25 protein-coding genes are annotated in these 23,317 nt (G+C 59.7%); 19 read left to right on the top strand and 6 right to left on the bottom strand.

Features of this window, described 5'->3' with window-relative positions:
* The first annotated feature begins 104 nt into the window (after positions 1–104).
* The 6 genes from G5154_RS19870 (at position 105) to G5154_RS19845 (ending at position 6,806) form a co-directional block, all read left to right on the top strand.
* A complete protein-coding gene (locus tag G5154_RS19870; protein ID WP_421251546.1) occupies positions 105–1,034 on the top strand; it encodes an ROK family protein in 930 nt (309 codons plus the stop codon).
* Between the two features lie 60 nt (positions 1,035–1,094).
* Entirely contained in the window at positions 1,095–2,105 is a 1,011-nt protein-coding gene (gene epd / locus G5154_RS19865; RefSeq protein WP_421251545.1) for an erythrose-4-phosphate dehydrogenase, read from the top strand.
* Positions 2,106–2,166: 61 nt separating this feature from the next.
* Complete coding sequence (locus G5154_RS19860; RefSeq protein WP_120415498.1) at positions 2,167–3,330, top strand: phosphoglycerate kinase; 1,164 nt, start codon at positions 2,167–2,169, stop codon at positions 3,328–3,330.
* A 115-nt stretch (positions 3,331–3,445) separates the two neighbouring features.
* A complete protein-coding gene (gene fbaA, locus G5154_RS19855) occupies positions 3,446–4,525 on the top strand; it encodes a class II fructose-bisphosphate aldolase (protein ID WP_005340963.1) in 1,080 nt (359 codons plus the stop codon).
* 159 nt (positions 4,526–4,684) lie between these two features.
* A complete protein-coding gene (locus G5154_RS19850; protein WP_421245014.1) occupies positions 4,685–5,989 on the top strand; it encodes an NAD(P)/FAD-dependent oxidoreductase in 1,305 nt (434 codons plus the stop codon).
* Between the two features lie 229 nt (positions 5,990–6,218).
* Positions 6,219–6,806, top strand: a complete 588-nt coding sequence (locus tag G5154_RS19845; RefSeq protein WP_421251544.1) for a hypothetical protein — start codon at positions 6,219–6,221, stop codon at positions 6,804–6,806.
* A gap of 54 nt (positions 6,807–6,860) precedes the next feature.
* Here the strand turns inward: G5154_RS19845 and G5154_RS19840 are convergent, their stop codons facing one another.
* From G5154_RS19840 to cutA, 3 genes are all read right to left on the bottom strand, one after another.
* Positions 6,861–7,274: a hypothetical protein gene (locus G5154_RS19840; RefSeq protein ID WP_058058537.1), complete on the bottom strand. Its 414-nt coding sequence runs from the start codon at positions 7,272–7,274 to the stop codon at positions 6,861–6,863.
* A gap of 131 nt (positions 7,275–7,405) precedes the next feature.
* Complete coding sequence (locus G5154_RS19835) at positions 7,406–9,193, bottom strand: protein-disulfide reductase DsbD (RefSeq protein ID WP_337073330.1); 1,788 nt, start codon at positions 9,191–9,193, stop codon at positions 7,406–7,408.
* Positions 9,190–9,507 (bottom strand): divalent-cation tolerance protein CutA, encoded by a 318-nt coding sequence (gene cutA / locus G5154_RS19830; protein WP_337073329.1) that lies wholly within the window; start codon positions 9,505–9,507, stop codon positions 9,190–9,192. The genes G5154_RS19835 and cutA overlap by 4 nt, the downstream gene beginning before the upstream one ends.
* A 245-nt stretch (positions 9,508–9,752) precedes the next feature.
* Here cutA and G5154_RS19825 point away from each other — a divergent pair, with 245 nt between their 5' ends.
* Positions 9,753–10,109: a hypothetical protein gene (locus tag G5154_RS19825; RefSeq protein WP_216980201.1), complete on the top strand. Its 357-nt coding sequence runs from the start codon at positions 9,753–9,755 to the stop codon at positions 10,107–10,109.
* Positions 10,110–10,271: 162 nt separating this feature from the next.
* Here the strand turns inward: G5154_RS19825 and G5154_RS19820 are convergent, their stop codons facing one another.
* Positions 10,272–10,718, bottom strand: a complete 447-nt coding sequence (locus G5154_RS19820; RefSeq protein WP_421251543.1) for a PACE efflux transporter — start codon at positions 10,716–10,718, stop codon at positions 10,272–10,274.
* 125 nt (positions 10,719–10,843) lie between these two features.
* Between G5154_RS19820 and G5154_RS19815 the strand changes: the two genes are divergently transcribed.
* Positions 10,844–11,725: a LysR family transcriptional regulator gene (locus tag G5154_RS19815; RefSeq protein WP_042080104.1), complete on the top strand. Its 882-nt coding sequence runs from the start codon at positions 10,844–10,846 to the stop codon at positions 11,723–11,725.
* 6 nt (positions 11,726–11,731) lie between these two features.
* Here G5154_RS19815 and ygfZ read toward each other — a convergent pair whose 3' ends face one another.
* A complete protein-coding gene (gene ygfZ, locus G5154_RS19810) occupies positions 11,732–12,640 on the bottom strand; it encodes a tRNA-modifying protein YgfZ (protein WP_421251542.1) in 909 nt (302 codons plus the stop codon).
* Between the two features lie 111 nt (positions 12,641–12,751).
* On the opposite strand from ygfZ, the gene G5154_RS19805 reads away from it, so the two are divergent.
* Together G5154_RS19805 and G5154_RS19800 are read left to right on the top strand one after the other, a co-directional pair.
* The gene (locus G5154_RS19805; protein ID WP_236348725.1) at positions 12,752–13,021 is read left to right on the top strand and encodes a succinate dehydrogenase assembly factor 2; all 270 of its coding nucleotides are present in this window, start codon (positions 12,752–12,754) and stop codon (positions 13,019–13,021) included.
* Between the two features lie 19 nt (positions 13,022–13,040).
* On the top strand, positions 13,041–13,433 hold the full coding sequence (locus G5154_RS19800) for a protein YgfX (RefSeq protein ID WP_421251541.1): 393 nt from the start codon (positions 13,041–13,043) through the stop codon (positions 13,431–13,433).
* A gap of 154 nt (positions 13,434–13,587) precedes the next feature.
* Here the strand turns inward: G5154_RS19800 and nadB are convergent, their stop codons facing one another.
* Complete coding sequence (nadB, locus tag G5154_RS19795; RefSeq protein ID WP_216980204.1) at positions 13,588–15,195, bottom strand: L-aspartate oxidase; 1,608 nt, start codon at positions 15,193–15,195, stop codon at positions 13,588–13,590.
* Between the two features lie 182 nt (positions 15,196–15,377).
* Here nadB and rpoE point away from each other — a divergent pair, with 182 nt between their 5' ends.
* The 9 genes from rpoE to recO all read left to right on the top strand — a co-directional run bounded on the left by rpoE (position 15,378) and on the right by recO (position 23,274).
* Positions 15,378–15,959 (top strand): RNA polymerase sigma factor RpoE, encoded by a 582-nt coding sequence (gene rpoE / locus G5154_RS19790; RefSeq protein ID WP_042062096.1) that lies wholly within the window; start codon positions 15,378–15,380, stop codon positions 15,957–15,959.
* A gap of 22 nt (positions 15,960–15,981) precedes the next feature.
* Positions 15,982–16,587 (top strand): sigma-E factor negative regulatory protein, encoded by a 606-nt coding sequence (locus tag G5154_RS19785; RefSeq protein ID WP_005340931.1) that lies wholly within the window; start codon positions 15,982–15,984, stop codon positions 16,585–16,587.
* Positions 16,588–16,608: 21 nt separating this feature from the next.
* Positions 16,609–17,589: a MucB/RseB C-terminal domain-containing protein gene (locus G5154_RS19780; protein WP_005340930.1), complete on the top strand. Its 981-nt coding sequence runs from the start codon at positions 16,609–16,611 to the stop codon at positions 17,587–17,589.
* 93 nt (positions 17,590–17,682) lie between these two features.
* A complete protein-coding gene (locus tag G5154_RS19775) occupies positions 17,683–18,144 on the top strand; it encodes a SoxR reducing system RseC family protein (protein ID WP_040068038.1) in 462 nt (153 codons plus the stop codon).
* 116 nt (positions 18,145–18,260) lie between these two features.
* Positions 18,261–20,054: a translation elongation factor 4 gene (gene lepA / locus G5154_RS19770; protein WP_005335396.1), complete on the top strand. Its 1,794-nt coding sequence runs from the start codon at positions 18,261–18,263 to the stop codon at positions 20,052–20,054.
* Positions 20,055–20,057: 3 nt separating this feature from the next.
* Positions 20,058–20,981: a signal peptidase I gene (gene lepB / locus G5154_RS19765; RefSeq protein ID WP_005335395.1), complete on the top strand. Its 924-nt coding sequence runs from the start codon at positions 20,058–20,060 to the stop codon at positions 20,979–20,981.
* Positions 20,982–21,653: a ribonuclease III gene (gene rnc / locus G5154_RS19760; RefSeq protein ID WP_421251540.1), complete on the top strand. Its 672-nt coding sequence runs from the start codon at positions 20,982–20,984 to the stop codon at positions 21,651–21,653.
* Positions 21,650–22,549 carry a GTPase Era gene (gene era / locus G5154_RS19755; RefSeq protein ID WP_033112795.1) on the top strand — a complete coding sequence of 300 codons (900 nt, stop codon included), beginning with the start codon at positions 21,650–21,652 and terminating at the stop codon, positions 22,547–22,549. Before rnc ends, era begins: the two co-directional genes overlap by 4 nt.
* A gap of 14 nt (positions 22,550–22,563) precedes the next feature.
* A complete protein-coding gene (recO, locus tag G5154_RS19750) occupies positions 22,564–23,274 on the top strand; it encodes a DNA repair protein RecO (protein ID WP_041210624.1) in 711 nt (236 codons plus the stop codon).
* Positions 23,275–23,317 lie beyond the last annotated feature (43 nt).

The following is a 23,317-nucleotide window of genomic DNA, read 5'->3' as shown; positions in this document are numbered from 1 at the left end:
GGCGAGCGAAGAGAAACTGATTGAAATCCGGGGCCGTCAGGCCCCGTTTTACATTTTAAAAGGCGCTGCGACGACGAGAGCGTGGCGCCCGTGCAGGAGGCAAGATGAGCAGCAAGTCACTGGATTGGGGTATCGATCTTGGCGGTACCAAGTGTGAATGTGTGGTGCTGGATGGCGACGAGGTGCTGCTGCGCCACCGCATCCCCACCGAGCGGGCCGGCGGTTATGACCATATGGTCGGCCAGATCGCCAAACTGGTAGCTGAGTGTGCCGAGAAGATTGGCCAGCGTCCGGCCGTCATCGGCATGGGCACGCCGGGGGCGCGGGATCCGCAGACCGGCCTGATGAAGAACTGCAACACCACAGAGCTCAATGGCAAGCCGTTCAAGGAGGATTTGGAACGCAAGCTGGGCGTGCCGGTGCTGATCGCCAACGATGCCAACTGCTTCGCGCTGGCAGAAACTCATCTCGGTGCAGTGCGCCAGCACCATCCCGATGCGAAAGTGGTGTTCGGCATCATCATGGGCACCGGGGTCGGCTCCGGCATCGTCATCAACGGCCAGATCCTCAACGGCCACCACGGCATCGCCGGCGAGTGGGGCCACAACGTGCTCTCCCCCGATGGTCCCGAGTGCTACTGCGGCAAACGCGGCTGCGTCGAGACCCTGATCAGTGGCCCCGCGCTGGAGGCCTGGTACGAGGCCAAGGCCAAGCGTCGGCTGTCGCTGGCGCAAATCGCGGCTGCCACCACCCACGATCATGTGGCCAAGCTCACCATCGACCGGCTGCATCTGCTGTTTGGTCAGGCGTTGGCCAACGTGGTCAATATTCTCGACCCGGATGTGATCGTCATCGGTGGTGGGGTGGGCAATGTGCAGACCCTTTACAGCGCCGGACGGCAGACAATTTTGCCCTTCCTCTTTAATCCCCGCTTCGCAACCCCCATTATTGCTCCTGCCCTTGGTGACAGTGCCGGGGTATTCGGGGCCGCACTGCTGGCCCGCGGTGAATTCAAGGAGGCCCTGCTGTCGTAGCTAGGGCTCCCGGGCTGCCGGTGCGCCGCCCTGTTGCTGGTTCAAGGAAACGGATTCTCGATGATCAAGATTGCCATCAATGGTTACGGGCGGATCGGTCGCAACGTGTTGCGAGCCCTCTATGAAAGCGGGCGCGACAAGACCATCAAGATCGTCGCCATCAACGAGCTGGCGGCCCCCGAGGCCATGGTGCACCTGACCCGTTACGATACCAGTCACGGTCGCTTCCACCATCCGGTGCAACTGGCGGGCAACAGCATGCTGGTGGGGGAGGATCTCATCTCCCTGTTTGCCGAGCGGGATCCGTCAAAGCTGCCGTGGCGGGCGCTGGGGGTGGATGTGGTGCTCGATTGCACCGGGGTATTCGGCTCGCGGGCCGATGCTGAGCTGCATCTGACGGCGGGGGCGGGCAAGGTGCTCTTCTCCCACCCGGCGGATGCGGATGTGGATGCCACCGTGGTCTACGGGGTCAACCATCAGGTGCTGACGGGGCGCGAGCGGATCGTCTCCAACGCCTCCTGTACCACCAACTGCGTGGTGCCGGTGATTGAAACATTGCATCGAGAATTCGAGATAAATTGTGGTACTATTACGACAATTCATTCGGCCATGCATGATCAGCAAGTCATCGATGCCTACCACAGTGACTTGCGCCGAACCCGCGCTGCCAGTCAGTCCATCATTCCGGTGGACACCAAGCTGGCAAAGGGGCTGGAGCGTATCCTGCCCCACTTCGCCGGCAAGTTCGAGGCGATCGCGGTGCGGGTGCCGACCATCAATGTAACAGCGATGGATCTGAGTATTACTGTTCGTAAAAAAGTGACAGTTAGTGACGTAAATCAAGCCCTGCAACGGGCATCCAGAGGTACATTACACGGTATTCTGGATTACACGGAAGAGCCTTTGGTCTCCGTAGACTTCAATCATGATGCACACTCCTGCATCATTGATGGTACTCAGACCCGGGTGAGCGATGCCAACCTCGTCAAGATGTTGATGTGGTGCGATAACGAATGGGGCTTCGCAAACCGGATGCTGGATACCACCCGGGCCATGATGGCCGCAGGCTGAGCCTGCCCCGGGCGAATAGGTTACTGTTTTTAACATTACCTGAAAATATAGAGGACTGAATATGTCTGTTATCAAGATGACTGACCTGGATCTGGCGGGTAAACGCGTTCTGATCCGTGCTGACCTGAACGTGCCGGTAAAAGACGGCAAGGTCACCTCCGATGCACGTATCGTTGCGACTCTGCCGACCATCAAGCTGGCTCTGGAAAAAGGCGCCAAGCTGATGATCACCTCCCACCTGGGTCGTCCGACCGAGGGTGAATACAACGAAGAATTCTCCCTGGCTCCGGTTGTCAACTATCTGAAAGACGCTCTGTCCTGCCCGGTTCGCCTGGCCAAGGATTACCTGGATGGCGTAGAAGTCGCTGCCGGTGAGCTGGTTGTGCTGGAAAACTGCCGCTTCAACAAAGGCGAGAAGAAGAACACCGAAGAGCTGGCCAAAAAATACGCCGCCCTGTGTGACGTCTTTGTAATGGATGCGTTCGGTACTGCTCACCGCGCCGAAGGCTCCACCTACGGTGTGGCTCAGTTCGCTCCGGTCGCTTGTGCCGGCCCGCTGCTGGCGGGTGAACTGGAAGCGCTGGGCAAAGCCATGCTGAAGCCCGAGCGCCCGATGGTTGCCATCGTTGGCGGCTCCAAGGTCTCCACCAAGCTGACCGTTCTGGAATCCCTCTCCAAAATCGCTGACCAGCTGGTTGTCGGTGGTGGCATCGCCAACACCTTCATCGCTGCTGCCGGTCACAACGTCGGCAAGTCCCTGTGCGAGCACGACCTGATCGACACCGCCAAGAAACTGGCTGCCGAGACCAACATTCCTGTGACCACCGACGTGGTGGTAGGTGCTGAGTTCTCCGAGTCCACTCCGGCCACTATCAAGTCTGTTAACGATGTGACCGACGGCGACATGATCTTCGACATCGGCCCGGATTCTGCCAAGGCTCTGGCTGACATCATCATGAACGCCAAGACCATCCTGTGGAACGGCCCGGTTGGCGTGTTCGAGTTCGACCAGTTCGCTGAAGGCACCAAGGTTATCGCTGAAGCCATCGCTGCTTCTCCGGCCTTCTCCATCGCTGGCGGTGGTGACACCCTGGCTGCCATCGACAAGTTCGGCATCGCTGACAAAGTCTCCTACATCTCCACTGGCGGCGGCGCCTTCCTGGAGTTCGTAGAAGGCAAGGTTCTGCCGGCTGTTGAGATTCTGGAACAGCGCGCCAAAGCCTAATTGACCCGGAACGGGGGGCAAAAGCCTCCCGTTTCGTTTATCATGTGCCCGCTGTGCCGGTTCATGATGAACCCCCCATTTTTTATTAACGGCATACGAGACAGGACGATTAAACATGTCTAAGAAAATTTTCGACTTCGTAAAACCCGGCGTGATCACTGGTGATGACGTTCAGAAAGTGTTCGCCATCGCTAAAGAGAACGGCTTCGCTCTGCCGGCCGTAAACTGCGTTGGTACCGACTCCGTTAACGCCGTACTGGAAGCTGCCGCCAAGGTTAAAGCGCCGGTTATCGTTCAGTTCTCCAACGGTGGTGCCGTGTTCACCGCCGGTAAGGGTCTGAAGCTGGAAGGTCAGAAAGCTGCCATCCTGGGTGCCATCTCTGGTGCCAAGCACGTTCACGCTGTTGCCGAAGCCTACGGCGTGCCGGTAATCCTGCACACCGACCACGCTGCCAAGAAGCTGCTGCCGTGGATCGACGGTCTGCTGGAAGCGGGCGAGAAGCACTTTGCTGAAACCGGCAAGCCGCTGTTCTCCTCCCACATGCTGGATCTGTCCGAAGAGTCTCTGGAAGAGAACATCGACATCTGCTGCGAGTACCTGACCCGCATGGCCAAGATGAACATGACTCTGGAGCTGGAACTGGGTTGCACCGGTGGCGAAGAAGACGGCGTCGACAACAGCCACATGGATCAGTCCGCTCTGTACACCCAGCCGGAAGATGTTGCCTACGCTTACGAGCGTCTGTCCAAGATCAGCCCGCGTTTCACCATCGCAGCCTCCTTCGGCAACGTACACGGTGTATACAAGCCGGGTAACGTCAAACTGACCCCGTCCATTCTGGACGCTTCCCAGAAGTACGTTTCCGAGAAGTTCGGCGTTCCAGCCAAGTCTCTGGACTTCGTATTCCACGGTGGTTCAGGTTCCACTCTGGAAGAGATCCGCGAGTCCATCTCCTACGGCGTAGTGAAGATGAACATCGACACCGACACCCAGTGGGCAACTTGGGAAGGTCTGCTGAACTTCTACAAGAAGAACGAAGCTTACCTGCAAGGCCAGCTGGGCAACCCGGAAGGCGCCGACAAGCCGAACAAGAAGTACTACGATCCGCGCGTATGGCTGCGTGAAGGCCAGACTTCCATGATCGCTCGTCTGGAGAAAGCATTCTCCGACCTGAACGCCATCGACGTACTGTAATTCGTTACAGCACCTTGATTGCATGAAAAGGCGCCCTTCGGGGCGCCTTTTGCATTTCTGTGATCCGCACAGGTTGGTGAGTGGAGGAGGAACTGGGTATTATCGAAACAACTTTGCTTATTTTATTAAACAATTTGCAACCAAGGCAGGATGCTGAGTATGCAGGCAGGAAAGCACAACGGATATCAGGAGCACGTCGCCTCCTACTACGCGGCCACCCGTAACGACCCGCAACAGTGGCCCGAGCTGGAGGGGGAGCACAAGGCTGACGTCTGCATTATCGGCGGCGGTTTTACTGGCCTCAACACCGCCATCAATCTGGCTGATGCGGGCTACAAGGTGGTGCTGCTGGAGGCCAACCGCATCGGCTGGGGGGCGTCGGGGCGCAACGGCGGTCAGCTTATTCGCGGTATCGGCCACGATACCAGCCAGTTTGCCCGCTGGATTGGTGAGGATGGGGTGCGCGAACTCGACCTGATGGGGCTGGAGGCGGTGCAGCTGGTGCGCGAGCGGGTCGAACGCTTCAATATCGACTGCGATCTTACCTGGGGCTACTGCGACCTCGCGACCCGTCAGCGTCATCTGGCCGGCTTCGAAGAGGAGCTCGACCATCTGGCGAGTCTGGGGTATGAGCACGAGTTGAAGCTGGTGCCGCGTGAAGATATCCATAGCGTGGTAGGGTCGGATCGCTATATCGGCGGCCTCATCGACATGGGCTCCGGCCATCTCCATCCCCTCAATCTGGCGCTCGGCGAGGCACGTGCCGCCGCCAGCCTCGGGGTCTCCCTGTTTGAACACTCCAGAGTGACCCATATCGAGTACGGCAAGCAGGTGGAGGTGACCACCGCCCACGGCCGGGTCACTGCCGATTATCTGGTGATCGGCTGCAACGCCTATCTCAACGACCTCAATCCGGAGCTGGGGGGGCGGGTGCTGCCGGCCGGCTCCTATATCCTCGCCACCGAGGTGCTCGATCGCCGCTTGCGCCAGCACCTGCTGCCGCAAAACATGGCGGTATGCGATCAGAACGTGGCGCTCGACTACTACCGCCTCTCAGCCGACGGTCGCCTGCTGTTTGGCGGCGCTTGCAACTATTCGGGGCGAGACCCGAAGGATATCAAGGCCTTTATGTTGCCCAAGTTGTTGCGGGTATTCCCCGAGCTGGCTGGCACCGCCATCGAGTTTCAGTGGGGCGGCATGATCGGGATCGGCGCCAACCGGCTGCCGCAGATTGGTCGCTTGAAGGAACACCCCAACGTGCTCTACGCCCAGGCCTATTCGGGTCACGGCCTCAACGCCACTCATATGGCGGGCAAGCTGGTGGCCGAGGCGATCTGCGGCGAGAGCCGGGGTTTCGATCTCTTTGCCAGCGTGCCCCATATCACCTTCCCCGGCGGCCCGGCGCTGCGCTCTCCGTTGCTGGCTTTGGGTATGCTGTGGCACCGGATGAAGGATATCCTCTGACTCTGATTGTCAGCCTGTGCAGTGCTGGCTGAACGAAGCCCCCTTGCCAGCCCTTGTTTATAGCGGGTTGGCACTATCGTTCCGCCCGATAGACCAAAAGATGCATTCGCGCCAATCTCGTCCGATTGGCGCTATCTTTTAGGTGTGAGAGCGGTTATCTGCCAAGGTGTTGTCAGATTGCCGCAATATTCGCCGAGAAAGGGCCGAAGACGGGGGGAGGAGGACCAAGATGGAGATAAATGTAGTCGCGTCAGGCGGGCTGAGCTCGCTGTCGCAACGGCAGGGTTCTCCCGCTGTGCAGGCACAGGAGCGGGCTGCAACTTCACCATCAACGGGCAGTGACAGCCTGGTGCGCGACCTTGGCGCTGTGCTGGATGAGCTAGGGCTGTCATCCCAAGGGGAGAGCAGCGGCGGTGGCACTGTTTCAATCAGGGATTCGCTGGAAGCGTTCATCAACACCATGATGGGCTCCCTGCAACAGCAGCAGGAGCAACAGCTGGCATTGCAGCAACAACAGCGGCAAGAGCAGGAACAGCGCAAACTCGCCATCGCCGACAGCAGCGAAAACCCGCTCAAGCGGGATCTGGAGCGCCTGCTGGAGACGCTGGAGCAACAGGGCGGACAGGAAAAAGAGAGCGAGCAAGGAGCCGAGATCGAAGCGGTCAATCCCTTGCAGAGCCAGCTGACCAAGCTGCTGGAGAGCAGCGGTGCGGCAGAGAGAGGGGTAACCCTCAAGGAGGTGCTGTCAGGGTTGGCCAGCAAGCTGCCGAACGAACCTGCAGAGCGAAAAGGGTATCGGGTCGATACCCAGGTTTGAGCTGGTTGGCAACGGCAGCCTCGCCGTTGCAGAGCATAAGGGGCGGAAAGCGCTTTATTGGGCCGGTTCCGCCAGCCGCCACCCCTGTTCGTCCTTCATCATCCACACCTCGGCCTCTTGTGGCAGCACCTGGCCCGCCTCGAACTCGCCATATTTGCGCTCGAGCTCCATCAGCCCCATCTCCTGCTGGAAGGGGCCAACCCGGTCGTAGACCAGATCCTCGTCGTGCAACACCTGCAACTGATCGAGTCCCTGCTTGAAGTGGAGCTGGTAACTTACCTTGACCAGATAGACCCCCTCCATCCGCTCCTCCTTGCCGAGGATGGTGAAGTCGCTGATATCGAACAGGTTGGCGTCTGTCTCGGCCAGCAACTTAGCGGTAACTTGGCTCCGGATATCCTCTTCACCGGGCCCTGCACTGCAGCCATAAAGCCAGAGGGCTAGCAGGGGGATGAACCACTTTTTCATCAAAACTCCGGACGGGCGAGACAATCGAAGGGCAAATTCTGCCATGCTGCCAGTCATATACAAGGGATTGCCAGAAAAATCAGTGCGTAACGCATGAGGCGGCCCCTGCCTGTCGACAGGGGCGCCGTTGGTCAGCGTAGCTGATCAAGTTTGCCCAGAAACTCGGTCGGCCCCATAAAACCGGTGACCCGCTGGCCTGTCAGCTCCTTGCCCTCGCGGTCGAAGAAGATGAGGGTCGGCAGCCCCAGTACATTGAGGCTGTTGAGCAGTTCGATATCGGCATCGTCGTTGGCGGTGACATCCGCCTGCAGCAGCACCATTTGGCTGAAGCGCTCCCGCACCGCGGGGTCGCTGAAGGTCTTGTGTTCAAACTCCTTGCAGGCGACGCACCAGTCGGCGTAGAGGTCGAGCAGAACCGGCTTGCCGCGGGCGGCGGCCAGCTGCACCTTGAGATCATCCAGGGTCTTGATGCGGACAAACTGCGGCGCCGTTTGACTGGCATCCGCCGTGACGGCAGCAGGGGCGGCCGGTTGCAGCAGATCCTTGCCCACCACCACGGCACTGATCATCGCCAGCAACAGCACGAAACCGCGTACGCTTTTGGCCACCGAGTGGGGTTGGTGCTGGTTGTGGTGATAGAGATAGCCGCACAGCAGCAGCCCCCAGGCGAGCCAGGCGAGGGTAGTAACTTGATCACTCCAGAGTCGTGACAGCAGCAGGATGGGCACCGCCAGCAGGGCGAAGCCAAACAGCTGCTTGATCACATCCATCCAGGCGCCCGCCTTGGGCAGCAGCTTGCCACCCGAGGTGCCGAGCAGTAGCAGTGGCAGGCCCATCCCCAGTGAGAGCGCATAGAGCGCGGCGCCGCCGAGCCAGAGATCGCCGCTCTGGGCCACGTAGATCAACGCCCCCGAGAGCGGCGCCGTGGTGCAGGGGGAGCAGACCAGTCCGGAGATCATCCCCATGATGGCGACCCCGACCACAGAGCCACCCTGCTGGCGGTTGGAGAGGCCGGAGAGACGGGTTTGCAAACTGCTCGGCAGTTGCAGGGTGTAGAGCCCGAACATGGAGAGGGCCAGCAGCACGAACATCACCGATAGACCGATCAGCACATAGGGGTGTTGCAGCGCCGCCTGGAATTTCAGACCCGCCGAGGCCACTACCAGCCCCAGCAGGGTGTAGGTGACCGCCATCCCCTGCACATAGACCAGAGAGAGCAGGAAGGCACGGCCGGTGGAGAGGCGATGACCGGCACCGGCGATGATGCCGGTCAGGATCGGGTACATGGGGAAGACGCAGGGGGTGAAGGCGAGCCCCAGCCCCAGTGCGAAGAAGGCGACGATGCTGAGCCAGAACCCCTGATGGCTGAGGGCGGCGGCCAGCTGATCTTGCTGGCTCACAGATGCGACGCTTTGTGCCGTTTCAGCAGTGGACGTTGTGGTTGCCGTGACCAGCGGGGCCACATCGATCAGCTTGTCAGTCGGCGGGTAGCAGAGGCCGTCGGTACAGCCCTGATAGCGCACCCGCAGGGTGGCGTTTTCCCCCACCTCCTTTAGCGGCACCGCGATGCTCACCTGCTGGTAGTAGACCCGGGTCTTGCCGAAGAAGTCATCCTCATGCTCGGTCCCCTCTGGCAGGGTCGGCTCGCTGAAGCTGAGGTTGTTCCCCTTGAAATGCAGGCTGTGGCGATAGAGGTAGTAATCGTCGGCGATGTGGAGGGTCAGCAGCAACTGATCGCCGCGCTGTTCGCTTTCGATCTGAAAGGCCTCATCGACCTGCAAAAATTTGGGCTTGGCATTGGCCTCAATGCCCAGCGAGCTGAGCAGATCGGAGCCGCTGGCGTGGGCCGGGGAGCTGCCCACTGTCGTCATCAACAGGGCACAGAGCAGCAGAGGAGAGAGCAGGCGGGTGAGCGTCATGAGGTCTCCTCATTCAGCCAGTCGAGATAGGCGGGCAGTCCGCCACTCACCGGCAGGGCCAGTAGCTCGGGCACATCATAGGGATGATGGGCTTGAATGCATGCCTGCAGCTCGGTAAAGCGCGACTGGCGGGATTTGATGATGAGCTGGATCTCGGTGGTGCGCTCCACCTTGCCTTGCCAGCGATAGACGGAGGTGACGCCCGGCAGCTGATTGATGCAGGCGGCCAGCCGCTGGTTCAGCAACTGTTCGCAGAGAAGGTCGGCACGGGTTTGGTCTGGGCAGGTGCAGAGCACCACAATGGCGTCGGTCATAAAGCGGATCTTCACCTCGTTGGGGTAAACCGGGTAGGCGCCCTTGCCGTGTCATCCCTTGTCTATGCGGATGAAGGTAAAAAGCGCCCGAAAATCAGCGGCTACTATACCCCAGAGCCGCTTCAAATAGCATCTGTAGCCATTTGTGAGCCAGCGCTAAAAATTTGTGGGGGGCATGAGATAGACGCTGTCATGGGGACAGGGCAGAATGGGCGGGCTTGTTCCCAATTGACGTAAGGATATGTATGACCCAACAGAATGAGCAGCAGAGAAACCGCATGTTGAGCCTGCTGCGCGAAGGTGAGCGCCGCATGTTGGTTCAATTGGCCGGGCTGTTGCGCACTACCGCCGATGAAATCAATGCCGAGCTGGAGAAAGAGGAGTTGATGGGAACCCTTGATCAGCCCATCACGGTGGAGTATCTCAACGGCGTGGTGCAGCACCATCTGTTCGAGCGCAAACACAAGGGAGATATGGCTGTTGCCCAGCAGATCCTGAGCGATTATCAGAGCGAGCTGGAAGCGCTGCAGGCCGCTCAGGCGCAGCCTGAAGAGGCTGTCGCAACTGACGAGAGCGGCGAAGAGCTCAAGGCCCGGGCTTGAGCGACGGGCAGGCCTGAATCCTGACCTCTGAATCAGCCGGCCTGCCAGCGCTGACCCCTCTTGCGGCCCCATCATGTCTGCCATGATGGGGCCGTGTCGTTTCTTCTGTTGCCTTCCCTTGTTGACCTTCACTTCTCGGTTTCAATCCAACTGATTCGTGCCTTAGCGAGCCTCTTGTGGTATGCCGTGTGGCACTTCGCGGGGGATGGGGAACACCTTGTCATAGCCCCAGTTGTAGACGAAGGCATAGATCAGGTAGAAGACGACGAAGCCCAGATCCAGCACCAGCGCCTCCAGCATGCTGACGCTCAGCCACCAGGACATGACCGGCAGCGCGACGATCAGCAGACCGCCCTCAAAGCCGAAGGTATGCAGCACCCGTTGCCACAGGGTTTTGTGGGTATGGCCCTGATATTTGAGCAGCAGCTTGTCGACCCCGAGGTTGTAGATGTAGTTCCAGACGGTGGCCAGCACCGAGAAGAACAGTGCCAGCGGGCCCATATGGTTGAGCCCGACCCCGGTAACCCAGCTGGCCAGCGGGGCGGCAATCAGCAGGCCAATGAATTCAAAGCCAATGGCATGGCGCAGGCGATCGTTACGGGTACGCATAAGTCACTCTCTCAATCAGATTTATTCACGGATTGCTGGTTAATCTATAGATATTTAGCGATAGATTCATGTTGGTATCCATCGCTAAAATGGATGGATTAGAGAGCTTGCAGGAGGGCTATAAGATGACGCCATCACTGGAACAACTGAGGATCTTGCTGGCGGCCGCCGAAACCGGCTCGTTTTCCGCTGCCGCCCGCAAGCTGGGCAAGGCGCAGTCGGTGGTGAGCAGCGCCATCGCCAATCTGGAGATCGATCTGGCGCTCACCCTGTTTGACCGCAGCGGCCGCTATCCGCAGCTGACGGAGGCGGGGGCCCGCATGGTGCAGGAGGCGGGGATCCTGCTGGCGCAGAGTGAACGGTTGCAATCCATTGCCGGGGAGCTGGCGGCCGGGGTGGAGACGCGGCTCACTCTGGCCATCGATGATGACTCCCACCTCCCCTGGCTCGGCACCCTGCTGGAGGAGTTCGCCACTCGTTACCCGACCGTGGAGCTGGAGCTGCTCTTCCCGCTGATGGAAGATGTGACCGAGATGCTGGTGACCGGCCGGGCCCAGCTCGGCATCAGCTATCAGAAGGTGCATCCCCAGCGGGAGATCGTTGCCCGTTCGCTGGGGGAGGTAACCATGCCGCTGGTAGTGTCACCGGATCATCCGCTGGCCCGCAAGCAGCCGCTGCGGGAGGTCGATCTGCAGGGGGCGCGCCAGCTGATGGTGACTGGCAGACGTGAAGGGAGCGAGCGTCAGCGTTTTCGCATTTCGGCTCAGGTGTGGTGGGTCGAGGGGGATCTCGGGGTGCTGGAGCTGGTCAAGCGGGGCCTTGGCTGGTCCGCCATCCCGGAATTTCTGCTGCATCAGCCGCTGAAGCGGGGCGAAGTGGTGGTGCTGGAGCCGGACTTTATCGCCAGCCATGCGTTGGCGCTGGAGCTGCAGTGGCATCGCGCCCGCCCGCTGGGGCAGGCGGGGCGCTGGCTGAAGGAGGCACTGCTGGCGCGGGTGCCTCGCTAGCCGACCTTACTCGGTCAGGGCGTAAGGCAGGGGTTGCAGGGTGAGGCGGGAGCCTTCGTCCTGCTTGAGGCGGAATTGGGCGTCAGCCTCGGTATCTTTCGGCAGTACGGCGGTGAGCCACACTTGCCCGGCCTGTTGCCAGGCGTTGAGCACCATGCCGCTGCGACGCCAGTTGTCACCCAGTTGCAGCTCAAGGGTATCGCCGCTGGCAACCGGCTCGCCGGTAGTGCCCGCCAGCAGGAACAGGGCGCGGTTGTTGGCGCCGCGATACTTGGCGCGGGCCACTGTCTCCTGCCCCATGTAGCAGCCCTTGTTGAAGCTGATGCCGTCCAGCGCCTGCAGGTTGAGCATCTGCGGGATAAACTCCCCCTGATGCACTGCCTCCATGTGCGGCAGGCCCGCCTTGATCTCGAGACCCCACCAGAGGGATTCGTCACCCGCCGGCAGCGCATCGGCTTGCTCAGTGCTTACCAGCAGCCAGCGATCCTGTTCGATCTTCACCGCCATGCCGCCAGCGATAAGGCCGCTTTGCTCCAGACCAAACTGCGCGGCGATCCACGCATCGGTACCCTTGCCAGCCAGGCCGGTGGCGTGGCGTTCGTCGGCGGCGATCTCGACCTTGGAGAAGACGGCGAATTTCTTCAGCTCCGGCAGCTGGCGCTCCAGCACAGAGGGGCTGGTCAGCAGCAGCAGGCTCTCTTCAAGGCAGAGCAGGCGAAAATCGCTCCACAGTTTGCCCTTGGGATCACAGTGACCACCCAGCGTGCTCTGCCCCGGTTGCAGGGCGTTGACGTCGCAGGTGACCTGACCTTGCAGATATTTGACGCGATCCTGACCACTCAGTCGGGTGATGGCTATCTTGGTCAGGGCGAAGCGGGTCGGCTCGGCAGGAAATACAGGGGGTTGCAGGCTCACGATGGTATTCCAGAGAGAAAGTATGTGACCTGCATGGTAAAGACGTAACTAATGTTTGTCAGCCGGAAAATCCAGCTGGTACCATCCTCGGGTCTTTGTAAGGAGAGTTCCATGTTGAGCCCAGTTGAAAAATCCCGTCTGAAGTGGGCCTGCCGCCGTGGCATGCTCGAGCTGGATGTTGTTTTTATGCCCTTTTTCGAACACGAGTTCGACTCCCTGAGCGAAGCCGATCAGCAGACCTTTATCCGCTTGCTGGAGAGCGATGATCCGGACTTGTTCCGTTGGACCATGGGTCATGCCATCCCGAGTGATCCAGCTTTCGCCACGATGATCAAGATGATCCTGGAGCGTAATCAGGCTCGTCACGATCGCCAGGGGTAATACCGTGGAGCGGGTGATCATGACGGTTCACCCCTCCCGCCATCAGCGATATCTGTTGGTGGCCCTCTTTCTGTTGTTGCTCTGGCCGGTGGCTGGCCTGATTACCGGTTGGCAGTGGGTGCTGTTGCTGCCCATCTGGCTGGTGGCGCTTTGGCTGAGCTGGCGGACACTCGCCGAGCCTCCTTTGGAGCTTATCTGGGATGGCCAGTGGCTGCAGTGGCAAGGGCGTCGCTATCAGCTCGGCAAGAAAAGCCGCATTCTGCCCGGTGTGCTCAGGCTGGCTCTTTGTCCCGAGCCGCAAGAGAGTGGAGCCGTGTCGCCACGACAACTGTGGCTCTTCTCCGACGCCCTTCCCCCCGAACATTACCGCCTGCTGGCGCGAGCCATCCACTTTCTGCCATCCCGGCGCTGACGCCTGCTTCCCGTGATGACCATGCGCTGATTTATCGCGATAAGCTGCTGCCATGTGGTTGGCGGCACTCTTGTTGTGGCTGAAAAGCGGTTGAAAACAAGTGACCCCGCCGGGGCGGGGTCACTGATTGCTGTAACGCTTTGCGGGAAGGGGATTAATCCCGCTCCGGGGTCAGTACGGTCGGTTTGGAGTCCGGCAGCATATCCGGATAATCCAGGTTGTAGTGCAGGCCGCGGGACTCCTTGCGCTGCAGAGCGCAGTTGACGATAAGCTCGGCCACCTGCAGCAGGTTGCGCAGCTCCAGCAGGTTGTTGGAGACGCGGAAGTTGGCGTAGTACTCCTGCACCTCCTGCTTGAGCAGGTCGATGCGGCGCTTGGCGCGGGCCAGGCGTTTGTTGGTACGCACTATCCCCACGTAGTCCCACATCATCAACCGCAGCTCGTGCCAGTTGTGCTGGATCACCACCAGTTCGTCGGAATCTTCCACCTTGCTCTCGTCCCACACCGGCAGGCGCGGCGGCTCCACACTCATCGGCAGCTTGGCCAGAATGTCGGCCCCCGCCTGATGGGCATAGACCACGCATTCCAGCAGGGAGTTGGAGGCCATGCGGTTGGCACCGTGCAGCCCGGTGTAGGTCACTTCACCGATGGCGTAGAGGCCGGGAATATCGGTCTGGCCGTTGCTGTCGATCATCACTCCGCCACAGGTGTAGTGGGCGGCTGGGACGATGGGCATCGGTTCCTTGGTGATGTCGATACCGACCGCAAGGCAGCGCTCATAAATGGTCGGGAAGTGCTTGATGATGAAATCGGCCGGTTTGTGGCTGATATCCAGATACATGCAATCCGCCCCGAGCCGCTTCATCTCGTGGTCGATGGCGCGAGCGACGATATCGCGTGGCGCCAGTTCGGCCCGCTCGTCAAACTCCGGCATAAAGCGGCTGCCGTCCGGGCGGCGCAGATAGGCCCCCTCGCCACGCAGTGCTTCGGTCAGCAGGAAGTTGGGATCATCCGGGTGGAACAGGCTGGTGGGGTGGAACTGGTTGAACTCCAGGTTCGCCACCCGGCAGCCGGCCCGCCACGCCATGGCGATGCCATCGCCAGAGCTCACATCGGGGTTGGAGGTGTACTGGTAGACCTTGGAAGCACCGCCGGTGGCCAGTGCCACGAAGCGGGCGCGGATCACCTCGACCTGCTCGGCGTTGCGGTTCCAGACGTAGGCGCCCAGCACCTTGTTGCCCGGCAGGCCGAGCTTGCGGGTGGTGATGAGGTCGACCGCGTTGAAGCGCTCCATCAGCTGGATGTTGGGGTGAGCGCGCACCTGATCGATCAGGGTGAGCTGTACCGCCTTGCCGGTGGCATCCGCCGCGTGGAAGATGCGGCGATGGCTGTGGCCCCCTTCCCGGGTGAGGTGGTATTGGGACTCGCCCTCGGCGTTCTCCTCCTGATCGAAGGGGACCCCCTGCTGAATGAGCCACTGGATGGACTCGCGGGCGTGGCGGGCGGTGAACTCGACCACGGCCGGGTCACACAACCCTGCCCCGGCGTTGAGTGTGTCGCTCACGTGGGATTCGATGCTGTCGGTTTCGTCGAAAACGGCAGCGATGCCTCCTTGCGCATAGAAAGTGGCCCCTTCACTGATGGGCCCCTTGCTCAGAACCAGGACTTTGGCGTGGTCTGCCAATCGCAACGCGAGGGACAAACCAGCGGCACCGCTGCCAATGATCAGTACATCGCAAAGGTATTCAACACTTGCTTTCATAAGTATCATTGGCCTGGATTAAGAACTGGCACCATGGTAGCCCAAGCGAGGGCGAGGATGCAGCCTGCATCACATTTTTTTCAATTGAAGCGAACTTTCTCTGATTCTCCCTGTCTGAACTTGTGCGCTTAGGAAGGGCCGGAAAAGAAGAACGATAACCTGATGGGGGTTTTACGGCTCTGATGAGCGACCAGAATCTACTGGACGAACAACTGGTTGAACGGGTCCAGCGCGGCGATAAAGCAGCTTTCAACCTGTTGGTAAAAAAATACCAGCAAAAGGTGGTCAACCTGGTTGCCAGGTATGTCAACAATCCCGGCGATGTGCCCGATGTGGCACAAGAGGCCTTCATAAAAGCCTACCGGGCATTGCCGACATTCCGTGGCGAGAGTGCTTTTTACACCTGGTTGTACCGAATTGCCGTGAACACGGCGAAGAATTATCTCACCTCCCAGGGGCGCAGGCCGCCCAGCAGTGATGTGGAGGCTGACGAAGCGGAGTCTTATGGCGGTGGTGAAGCCTTGCAAGAGGTCTCAACCCCCGAAAACCTGGCGCTGACTGACGAGATCAAACGCACCGTGTTTTCAGCCATAGAGGCATTGCCGGAAGACCTGAGGACAGCGATCACCCTTCGCGAACTGGAAGGGCTGAGCTATGAAGAGATTGCCGAAATCATGGATTGCCCTGTGGGTACGGTCAGATCCCGTATCTTCCGGGCGAGGGAAGCAATCGATAAAAAGCTGCAACCTCTGATCGAGAATTAACTGGGGAAAGACGGGTTAACTTATGGCAAATAAAGAGCAAATCTCTGCCCTGATGGATGGTGACCTGAGTGACGCAGAGGTACTGAACGAGCTGGAGATGGACTCCGACTTGCAAGCTACCTGGGGTCGTTACCACCTGATCGGCGATGCCATGCGGGGTGACCTGCCGGTCAATCTGCAACTGGATCTCAGTGACAGCATCATGGCTGCACTGGAAGATGAGCCCACCATACTGGCACCCAAGCCGGTTGAGACTGCGTCGGTGGTACAACCGGTCGTTGCACCGATCAAGACAGATTCCAACAATGTGGTGCCCCTGTTTCGTCGGGTCGGCCAGCAGCTGGGACAATATGCCATCGCAGCCTCTGTGGCCGCGGCCGTGATTTTCGGGGTGCAACAGTACCAGGGTCAGGACGGCGTACCGAACAACCCTGTGCTCAATACCATACCTATCGGTGGCAGTGCTGCGCCAGTGAGCGTCCACTATCCGCAAGAGGGTAACCGCGTTCGGCCGCAACAGGGAATGACCGAACAGCAGATGCAGGAGCAGCGTGAACGTATCAATGCCTTCCTGCGTGATCACCAGTTACAGCAGCGCCTGTTGCAAGACAGACAGATCCAACAATAACGAGTTGTCAGGGATATAAACGTGCGCCAGTACAGCCGTATTTTGCTGGCCTCTCTCCTGCTGATCAGCGCCAAGGCCTCGGCCGACGACAAGTCGGCCGAGGCCTTGTTGCAGCAGATGCAGAGTGCCGTGCAGCAACAGAATTTCGAGTTGTCTATGGTCAAGGCCCGTCAGGGGCGTCTTGAGCCGATCCGGATCAGCCATGCCGTGATTGATGGTAAGGAGGTAGCCCACCTCAGTTACCTTGACGGCAAGGCCATCGAGTATCTCCAGCGTCAGAACGAGTTCACCTTTTTCGAGAACAGCCATGACCCCTACACCTTGAAGGATGCCCGCTTCCCCGGTATCTGGTCGACGTTGGTAAAGATGCCGCTGGCACAGGTGCTGGAGAGTTATGATCCTGTGCTGGCTGGCCGTAGCCGGGTGGCTGGCGAGGTCACTCAAGTCGTCAGATTAGTGCCCAAAGAAGCTGACAAATATGGTTTTGTACTCTGGATTGACGAGCGTAGTCACCTGTTGCTGCGAGTCGATATGGTGGAGCGGGAGGGCAGTTTGGTGGAGCAGGTGCTGGGAGTTGATTTGCAATTGCAACAGAAACCGTCCCCCTGGTTGGTTAGGCTGGCAAACAGCAAGCAGCCTCCTGCGCTTGCACTGGAGGATGCCTATCCAGCACCGCAACAGCAGTTGAACTGGCAGATCACCTGGTTGCCCGATGGCTTCAAGGTGCTGTCGCAAGACCGGCACCAGCTGGTGACCACCAGTATGCCGGTGGATTACATGATGCTCTCCGACGGGCTGGTGGATCTCTCGGTCTATGTCTCCCGGGTCGATCCCAAGCAGGCGGTGCGCCAGCAGCTGATCCGCCAAGGGGCGACCTCGCTGGTGAGCTATGTCAATGAGGTGGGGGTCGAGATCACCGTGGTCGGCGAGGTGCCTGCCGAGACCGCCAAGCGCATCGCCGAGTCGGTCCAGCCGCTGGCTCGCAACGAAGCGGTGCAGTAACGGGGGATGCGGGGTTGTTTCCCGCTTGCCGAGCGTGGCGAGTCGTGGTCAGATCCCCTGATTGTGTGAACCCGAGGTGTTGCCGTGAATGAGATGAGTGAAGAGCTGGCGACCGTGGTGGCCATTGAGGGTGACCATGCCTGGGTGGAGTGCGAGCGTCGCTCCGCCTGCAGTGGTTGTCAGCAGCAATCCAACTGCGGTACCGGCACCGTGGCCAAGGCGTTTCCCCTGAAAGCTCCCCGCTTGCGAGTCAGGCTGACCGCCGAGGTGCGGGTTGGCCAACAAGTGAGGCTCGGTATCCCGCAGGAGAGTCTGCTGCGCGGGGCTGCGCTGGTCTATGTGCTGCCGCTGTTCTGTCTGTTGGCCGGCGCCTTGCTGGGGCAGCTCTGGCTGGCGCCGCTGCTCTCGGGCGGGGAGGGGATCACCATTCTCTGCTGCCTGCTGGGGGGCGTGCTGGGCTTTTTACTGGTTCGTTACTTTTCCAACCGCCTGGATCAGGGGCGCTACGGCCCGCAGATGCTCGGCGTGGTAGTCCCTGTCCGCATCCTCCCCTGACCGAACAGGCGCTATTTCACTGGCGCTGGCGACTAAAGAATGGCCGTCAGCCGGGTTATCCAGTAAAATCGCGCCTCCATAACTGACCTTAACTAATTTTGAGTGACTCTTGCTCGATGAAACACATTCGTAACTTTTCGATTATTGCGCACATCGACCACGGTAAATCGACCCTGTCGGACCGTCTGATCCAGACTTGCGGTGGCTTGTCCGACCGCGAGATGCAGGCTCAGGTGCTTGACTCCATGGATCTGGAGCGCGAGCGCGGCATTACCATCAAAGCACAGAGTGTGACCCTGAACTACCAGGCACAAGACGGTAACACCTACCAGCTGAACTTTATCGACACCCCGGGCCACGTGGATTTCTCCTACGAGGTCTCCCGCTCTTTGGCGGCCTGTGAAGGGGCGCTGCTGGTGGTGGATGCCGGCCAGGGGGTTGAGGCACAGACTCTGGCCAACTGCTATACCGCCATGGAAATGGATCTGGAAGTGGTGCCGGTGCTGAACAAGATTGACCTGCCGGCTGCAGAACCCGAGCGGGTTGCCGAGGAGATCGAAGACATCGTCGGTATCGACGCGGTCGATGCGGTGCGCTGCTCCGCCAAGACCGGCCTGGGTGTTGACCTAGTGCTGGAAGAGATCGTCGCCAAGATCCCGGCGCCGGAAGGTGACCCAGATGCCCCGCTGCAGGCGCTGATCATCGACTCCTGGTTCGACTCCTATCTGGGCGTTGTCTCTTTGGTGCGGATCAAGAACGGTTCCCTGAAGAAGAACGACAAGATCAAGGTGATGAGCACCGGTCAGGTGTGGGGTGTCGATCGTATCGGTATCTTCACGCCCAAGCAGGTGGATACCCAGGGGCTGGGCTGTGGCGAGGTAGGTTGGGTTGTCTGCGGTATCAAGGACATCCACGGCGCGCCGGTGGGCGATACCCTGACTCAGGCCAAGAATGGTGCCGACAAGGCGCTGGCTGGCTTCAAGAAGGTGAAGCCGCAGGTTTATGCGGGTCTGTTCCCCATCTCCAGCGATGACTACGAGTCGTTCCGTGACGCCCTCGACAAGCTCTCCCTGAACGATGCCTCCCTGTTCTTCGAACCGGAGAGCTCCACTGCGCTGGGCTTCGGCTTCCGTTGTGGCTTCCTCGGCATGCTGCACATGGAGATCATTCAGGAGCGTCTGGAGCGTGAATACGATCTGGATCTGATCACCACGGCGCCGACCGTAGTCTACGAGATCGAGCTGACCGACGGCTCCACCATCCATATCGACAGCCCGGCCCAGATGCCTGCCATCACCAGCATCAAGGAGATGCGCGAGCCGATCGCCGAGTGTCATATCCTGCTGCCGCAGGAGTACATGGGCAACGTGATCACCCTCTGTATCGAGAAGCGTGGCGTGCAGACCAACATGGTCTATCACGGCAAACAGGTGGCACTGACCTATGAAATCCCGATGGCGGAAGTGGTGCTCGACTTCTTCGACCGTCTGAAGTCCACCAGTCGCGGTTACGCCTCGCTGGACTACGGCTTCAAGCGTTTCGAAACCTCCGACATGGTCCGTCTGGACATCATGATCAACGGTGAGCGCGTCGATGCCCTGGCCATCATCACCCACAAGGACAACGCCCAGTATCGCGGTCGTCAGGTGGTGGAGAAGATGCGCGAGCTGATCCCGCGCCAGATGTTCGATATCGCCATTCAGGCGGCCATCGGCAACCAGATCATCGCACGCAGCACCGTCAAGGCTCTGCGTAAAGACGTAACCGCCAAGTGCTACGGTGGTGACGTGAGTCGTAAGAAGAAACTGCTGAACAAGCAGAAAGAAGGTAAGAAGCGGATGAAGTCCCTCGGCCGTGTCGACGTGCCGCAGGAAGCCTTCCTCGCGATTCTCCACGTCGGAAAGGATTAATAGATGGCAAGCACGTTTTCCCTGATCCTGGTGGTGGTCTGCGCGATCACCGGTGTTATCTGGTGTCTGGACAAGATGATTTGGTCCAAGCAGCGCGCCGCCAAGATTGCCGTGGCTCGTGCCCATGGCGGTGCCCACCTGGATGAGAAGACCCTGGCCAAGGTCGCCCCCGTGCCGGTCTGGATTGAGCAGACCGCCGGGGTCTTCCCGGTCATCACCTTTGTGCTGATCCTGCGTTCGTTCATTTTTGAACCGTTCCAGATCCCGTCAGGTTCCATGATGCCCACCCTGCTGGTGGGCGACTTCATCCTGGTGGAAAAATTTGCCTATGGTCTGCGGGACCCGGTGACCAACACCAAGTTCCTCGAGACTGGCGAGCCCAAGCGTGGCGACGTGGTGGTGTTCAAGTATCCCCTTGAACCGCGCGTTGACTACATCAAGCGGGTGGTCGGCATGCCGGGTGATCGGGTTATCTATCGCAACAAGGAGCTGATGATTCGGCCCAAGTGCGAGGAGCAGGAAGGGAAAACGTGCCCGGGCTTCAAGAAGCTCGACGTCAAGTTTGAACAAAGAGGCGAATTTACCCAGATGGGGATCCCCCTTGACCGCTATACCGAGCAGTTGGGTGATGTCTCCCACGAGACCCTGCGCAATCCGCTGATGCCCGACATGGTTGGCCGTTACTATCGCCAGCCCGGCACCTACCCCGACGAGTGGGTGGTACCGGAAGGCCAGTATTTCGTGATGGGCGACAACCGCGACAACAGCACCGACAGCCGCTTCTGGGGCTTTGTGCCCGAGCAGAATCTGGTCGGCAAGGCGGTCGCTATCTGGATAAGTTTTGAATTCGAGCGCGAAGAAGGCTCCCTGCTGCCAAGTTGGGTACCGACAGGTGTGCGCTTCAACCGCATTGGCGGAATCAAGTAAATGAATATCAAGATGAACAGACTGCAGTCCCGTCTCGGGCATGTCTTTGCGGATCTGGAACTGCTGACCCGGGCGCTGACTCACCGCAGCGCCGGTTCCCGTCACAATGAACGACTGGAATTTCTGGGTGACTCGATTTTGAGTCTGGTGATTGCCGACGATCTCTTCCACCGCTTCCCGCAAGCGGCGGAAGGGGATCTCAGCCGGATGCGTGCCACTCTGGTGCGCGAGAAGACCCTGGCCGAGCTGGGGCGCGAGTTTGACCTCGGGGATCACCTGATCCTGGGGCCGGGCGAGCTGAAAAGTGGCGGTTTTCGCCGTGAATCTATCCTGGCCGACACGGTCGAGGCGGTGATTGGCGCCGTCTATCTGGACAGTGATCTCGAGACAGTACGGACTCTGCTGCTGGGCTGGTACACCAGCCGTCTGGAGGAGATCAAGCCGGGCATCGAGCAGAAGGATCCCAAGACCCGTCTGCAAGAAATTCTGCAGGGAAGTCGCAAATCCCTGCCGACCTATACAGTGACCAACGTCAAGGGCGAAGCCCACAACCAGGAGTTCACCGTCCAGTGTGACGTAGAAGGTCTGGATGGTCCGATCAAAGGGGTCGGCACCAGCCGCCGCAAGGCCGAACAGGCCGCGGCGCAGCAAGCATTGGAAAAACTGTCATGACAGATACAACCTACTGCGGCTTTGTCGCCATCGTGGGCCGCCCCAACGTGGGCAAGTCCACCCTGCTCAACAAGCTGCTTGGCCAGAAGGTCAGCATCACCTCGAAAAAACCCCAGACCACCCGTCACCGGATCCTGGGGATCGACACCGAGGATAACTACCAGACCATCTATGTCGATACCCCGGGTCTGCACATTGAAGAGAAACGGGCCATCAACCGCCTGATGAACCGCGCCGCCACCAGTTCGCTGGGGGACGTGGCCATGGTGGTATTCATGGTGGACGGCACTCACTGGACCAAAGATGACGAGATGGTGCTGGGCAAGTTGCGCAATCTCAAGTGCCCGGTGGTGCTGGCGGTCAACAAGATCGACAACGTCAAGGAGAAGGAGGAGCTGCTGCCCCACCTCGAGTGGCTGGGCCAGCAGATGAACTTCGCCCATATCCTGCCCATCAGTGCCCAGAAGGGCACCAACGTCGAGAAGATCCGCGAGTGGGCCAAGCCGTTGCTGCCGGAAAACGTCCACTTCTTCCCGGAAGATTACGTGACCGATCGCTCCTCCCGTTTCATGGCCTCCGAGATCATCCGCGAGAAGCTGATGCGCTTCACCGGTGAGGAGCTGCCCTACTCGGTGACGGTGGAGATCGAGCGCTTCAAGGTGGAAGAGAGCGGTATCTATCACATCCACGGCCTCATTTTGGTCGAGCGCGATGGCCAGAAGAAGATGGTCATCGGCAACAAGGGCGAGAAGATCAAGACCATCGGTACCGAAGCGCGCCTCGATATGGAACGGCTGTTCCAGAACAAGGTGCACCTCGAGCTGTGGGTCAAGGTCAAATCCGGCTGGGCCGATGACGAGCGCGCCCTGCGCAGTCTTGGCTACGGTGACGATTAAGTGGCGCTGACTGATTGCTGACCCCGGCTTTCGTAATCCATAGCCGGCCCTATCGTGAGACCAGCCAGCTGGTCGAGGTTTTTACCCAGGATAGTGGCCGCTTTACTCTGGTGGCTCGCGGTTCTCGCGGGCCACGCTCCCCTCTCAAGGGGCTGCTGCAACCCTTTACCCTGCTCACCATCGCCTGGCGCGGCAAGGGGGATCTCAAGAATCTCACCCAGGTTGAATGTCCCGACCACTCCCTGCGTCTCGGTGGCGATCGCCTCTTCTACGGTCTCTATCTCAACGAGCTGGTCTACTACCTGCTGGAAGCGCACACCCCGTTCCCCGAGGTGTTCGATGCCTATGCCCGTGCCATCATGGCGCTGGCCGATGGCGAGACGCCTGAGCTGCCGCTGCGCCGCTTCGAGTTTCTGCTGCTGCAGGCGCTCGGCTATGCGGTGGATTTCGAGTACACGGCGGATGACGAGTCGCCCATCGAGCCGACCCTGCTCTATGGCTTCGAGCGTGAATTGGGCTTTGTTGCTTGCGAGCGGGCGCCGGATCCCCGTACCCTGTTTCTCGGTGCCCACCTGCTCGCCTTTGCCGAGGGACGTTTCGATACCCCTCCCTTGCTGCAGGCGGCCAAACGTTTCAGCCGACTGGCGCTGCAACCCTATCTGGGCAAACGCCAGTTAAAGAGCCGGGAGCTGTTTTTAAAACGCAAAGCCAGCATCCAAGGCTGACACAGATTACAGACATACGGATATTGGCGCGGGGTGATTCGCT

Source organism: Aeromonas sp. 600527, assembly GCF_049175415.1.
Taxonomy (GTDB): domain Bacteria; phylum Pseudomonadota; class Gammaproteobacteria; order Enterobacterales; family Aeromonadaceae; genus Aeromonas; species Aeromonas veronii_A.
The sequence above is the reverse complement of the archived record's forward strand: the minus strand, read 5'-3'. Positions and strand labels throughout refer to the sequence as shown.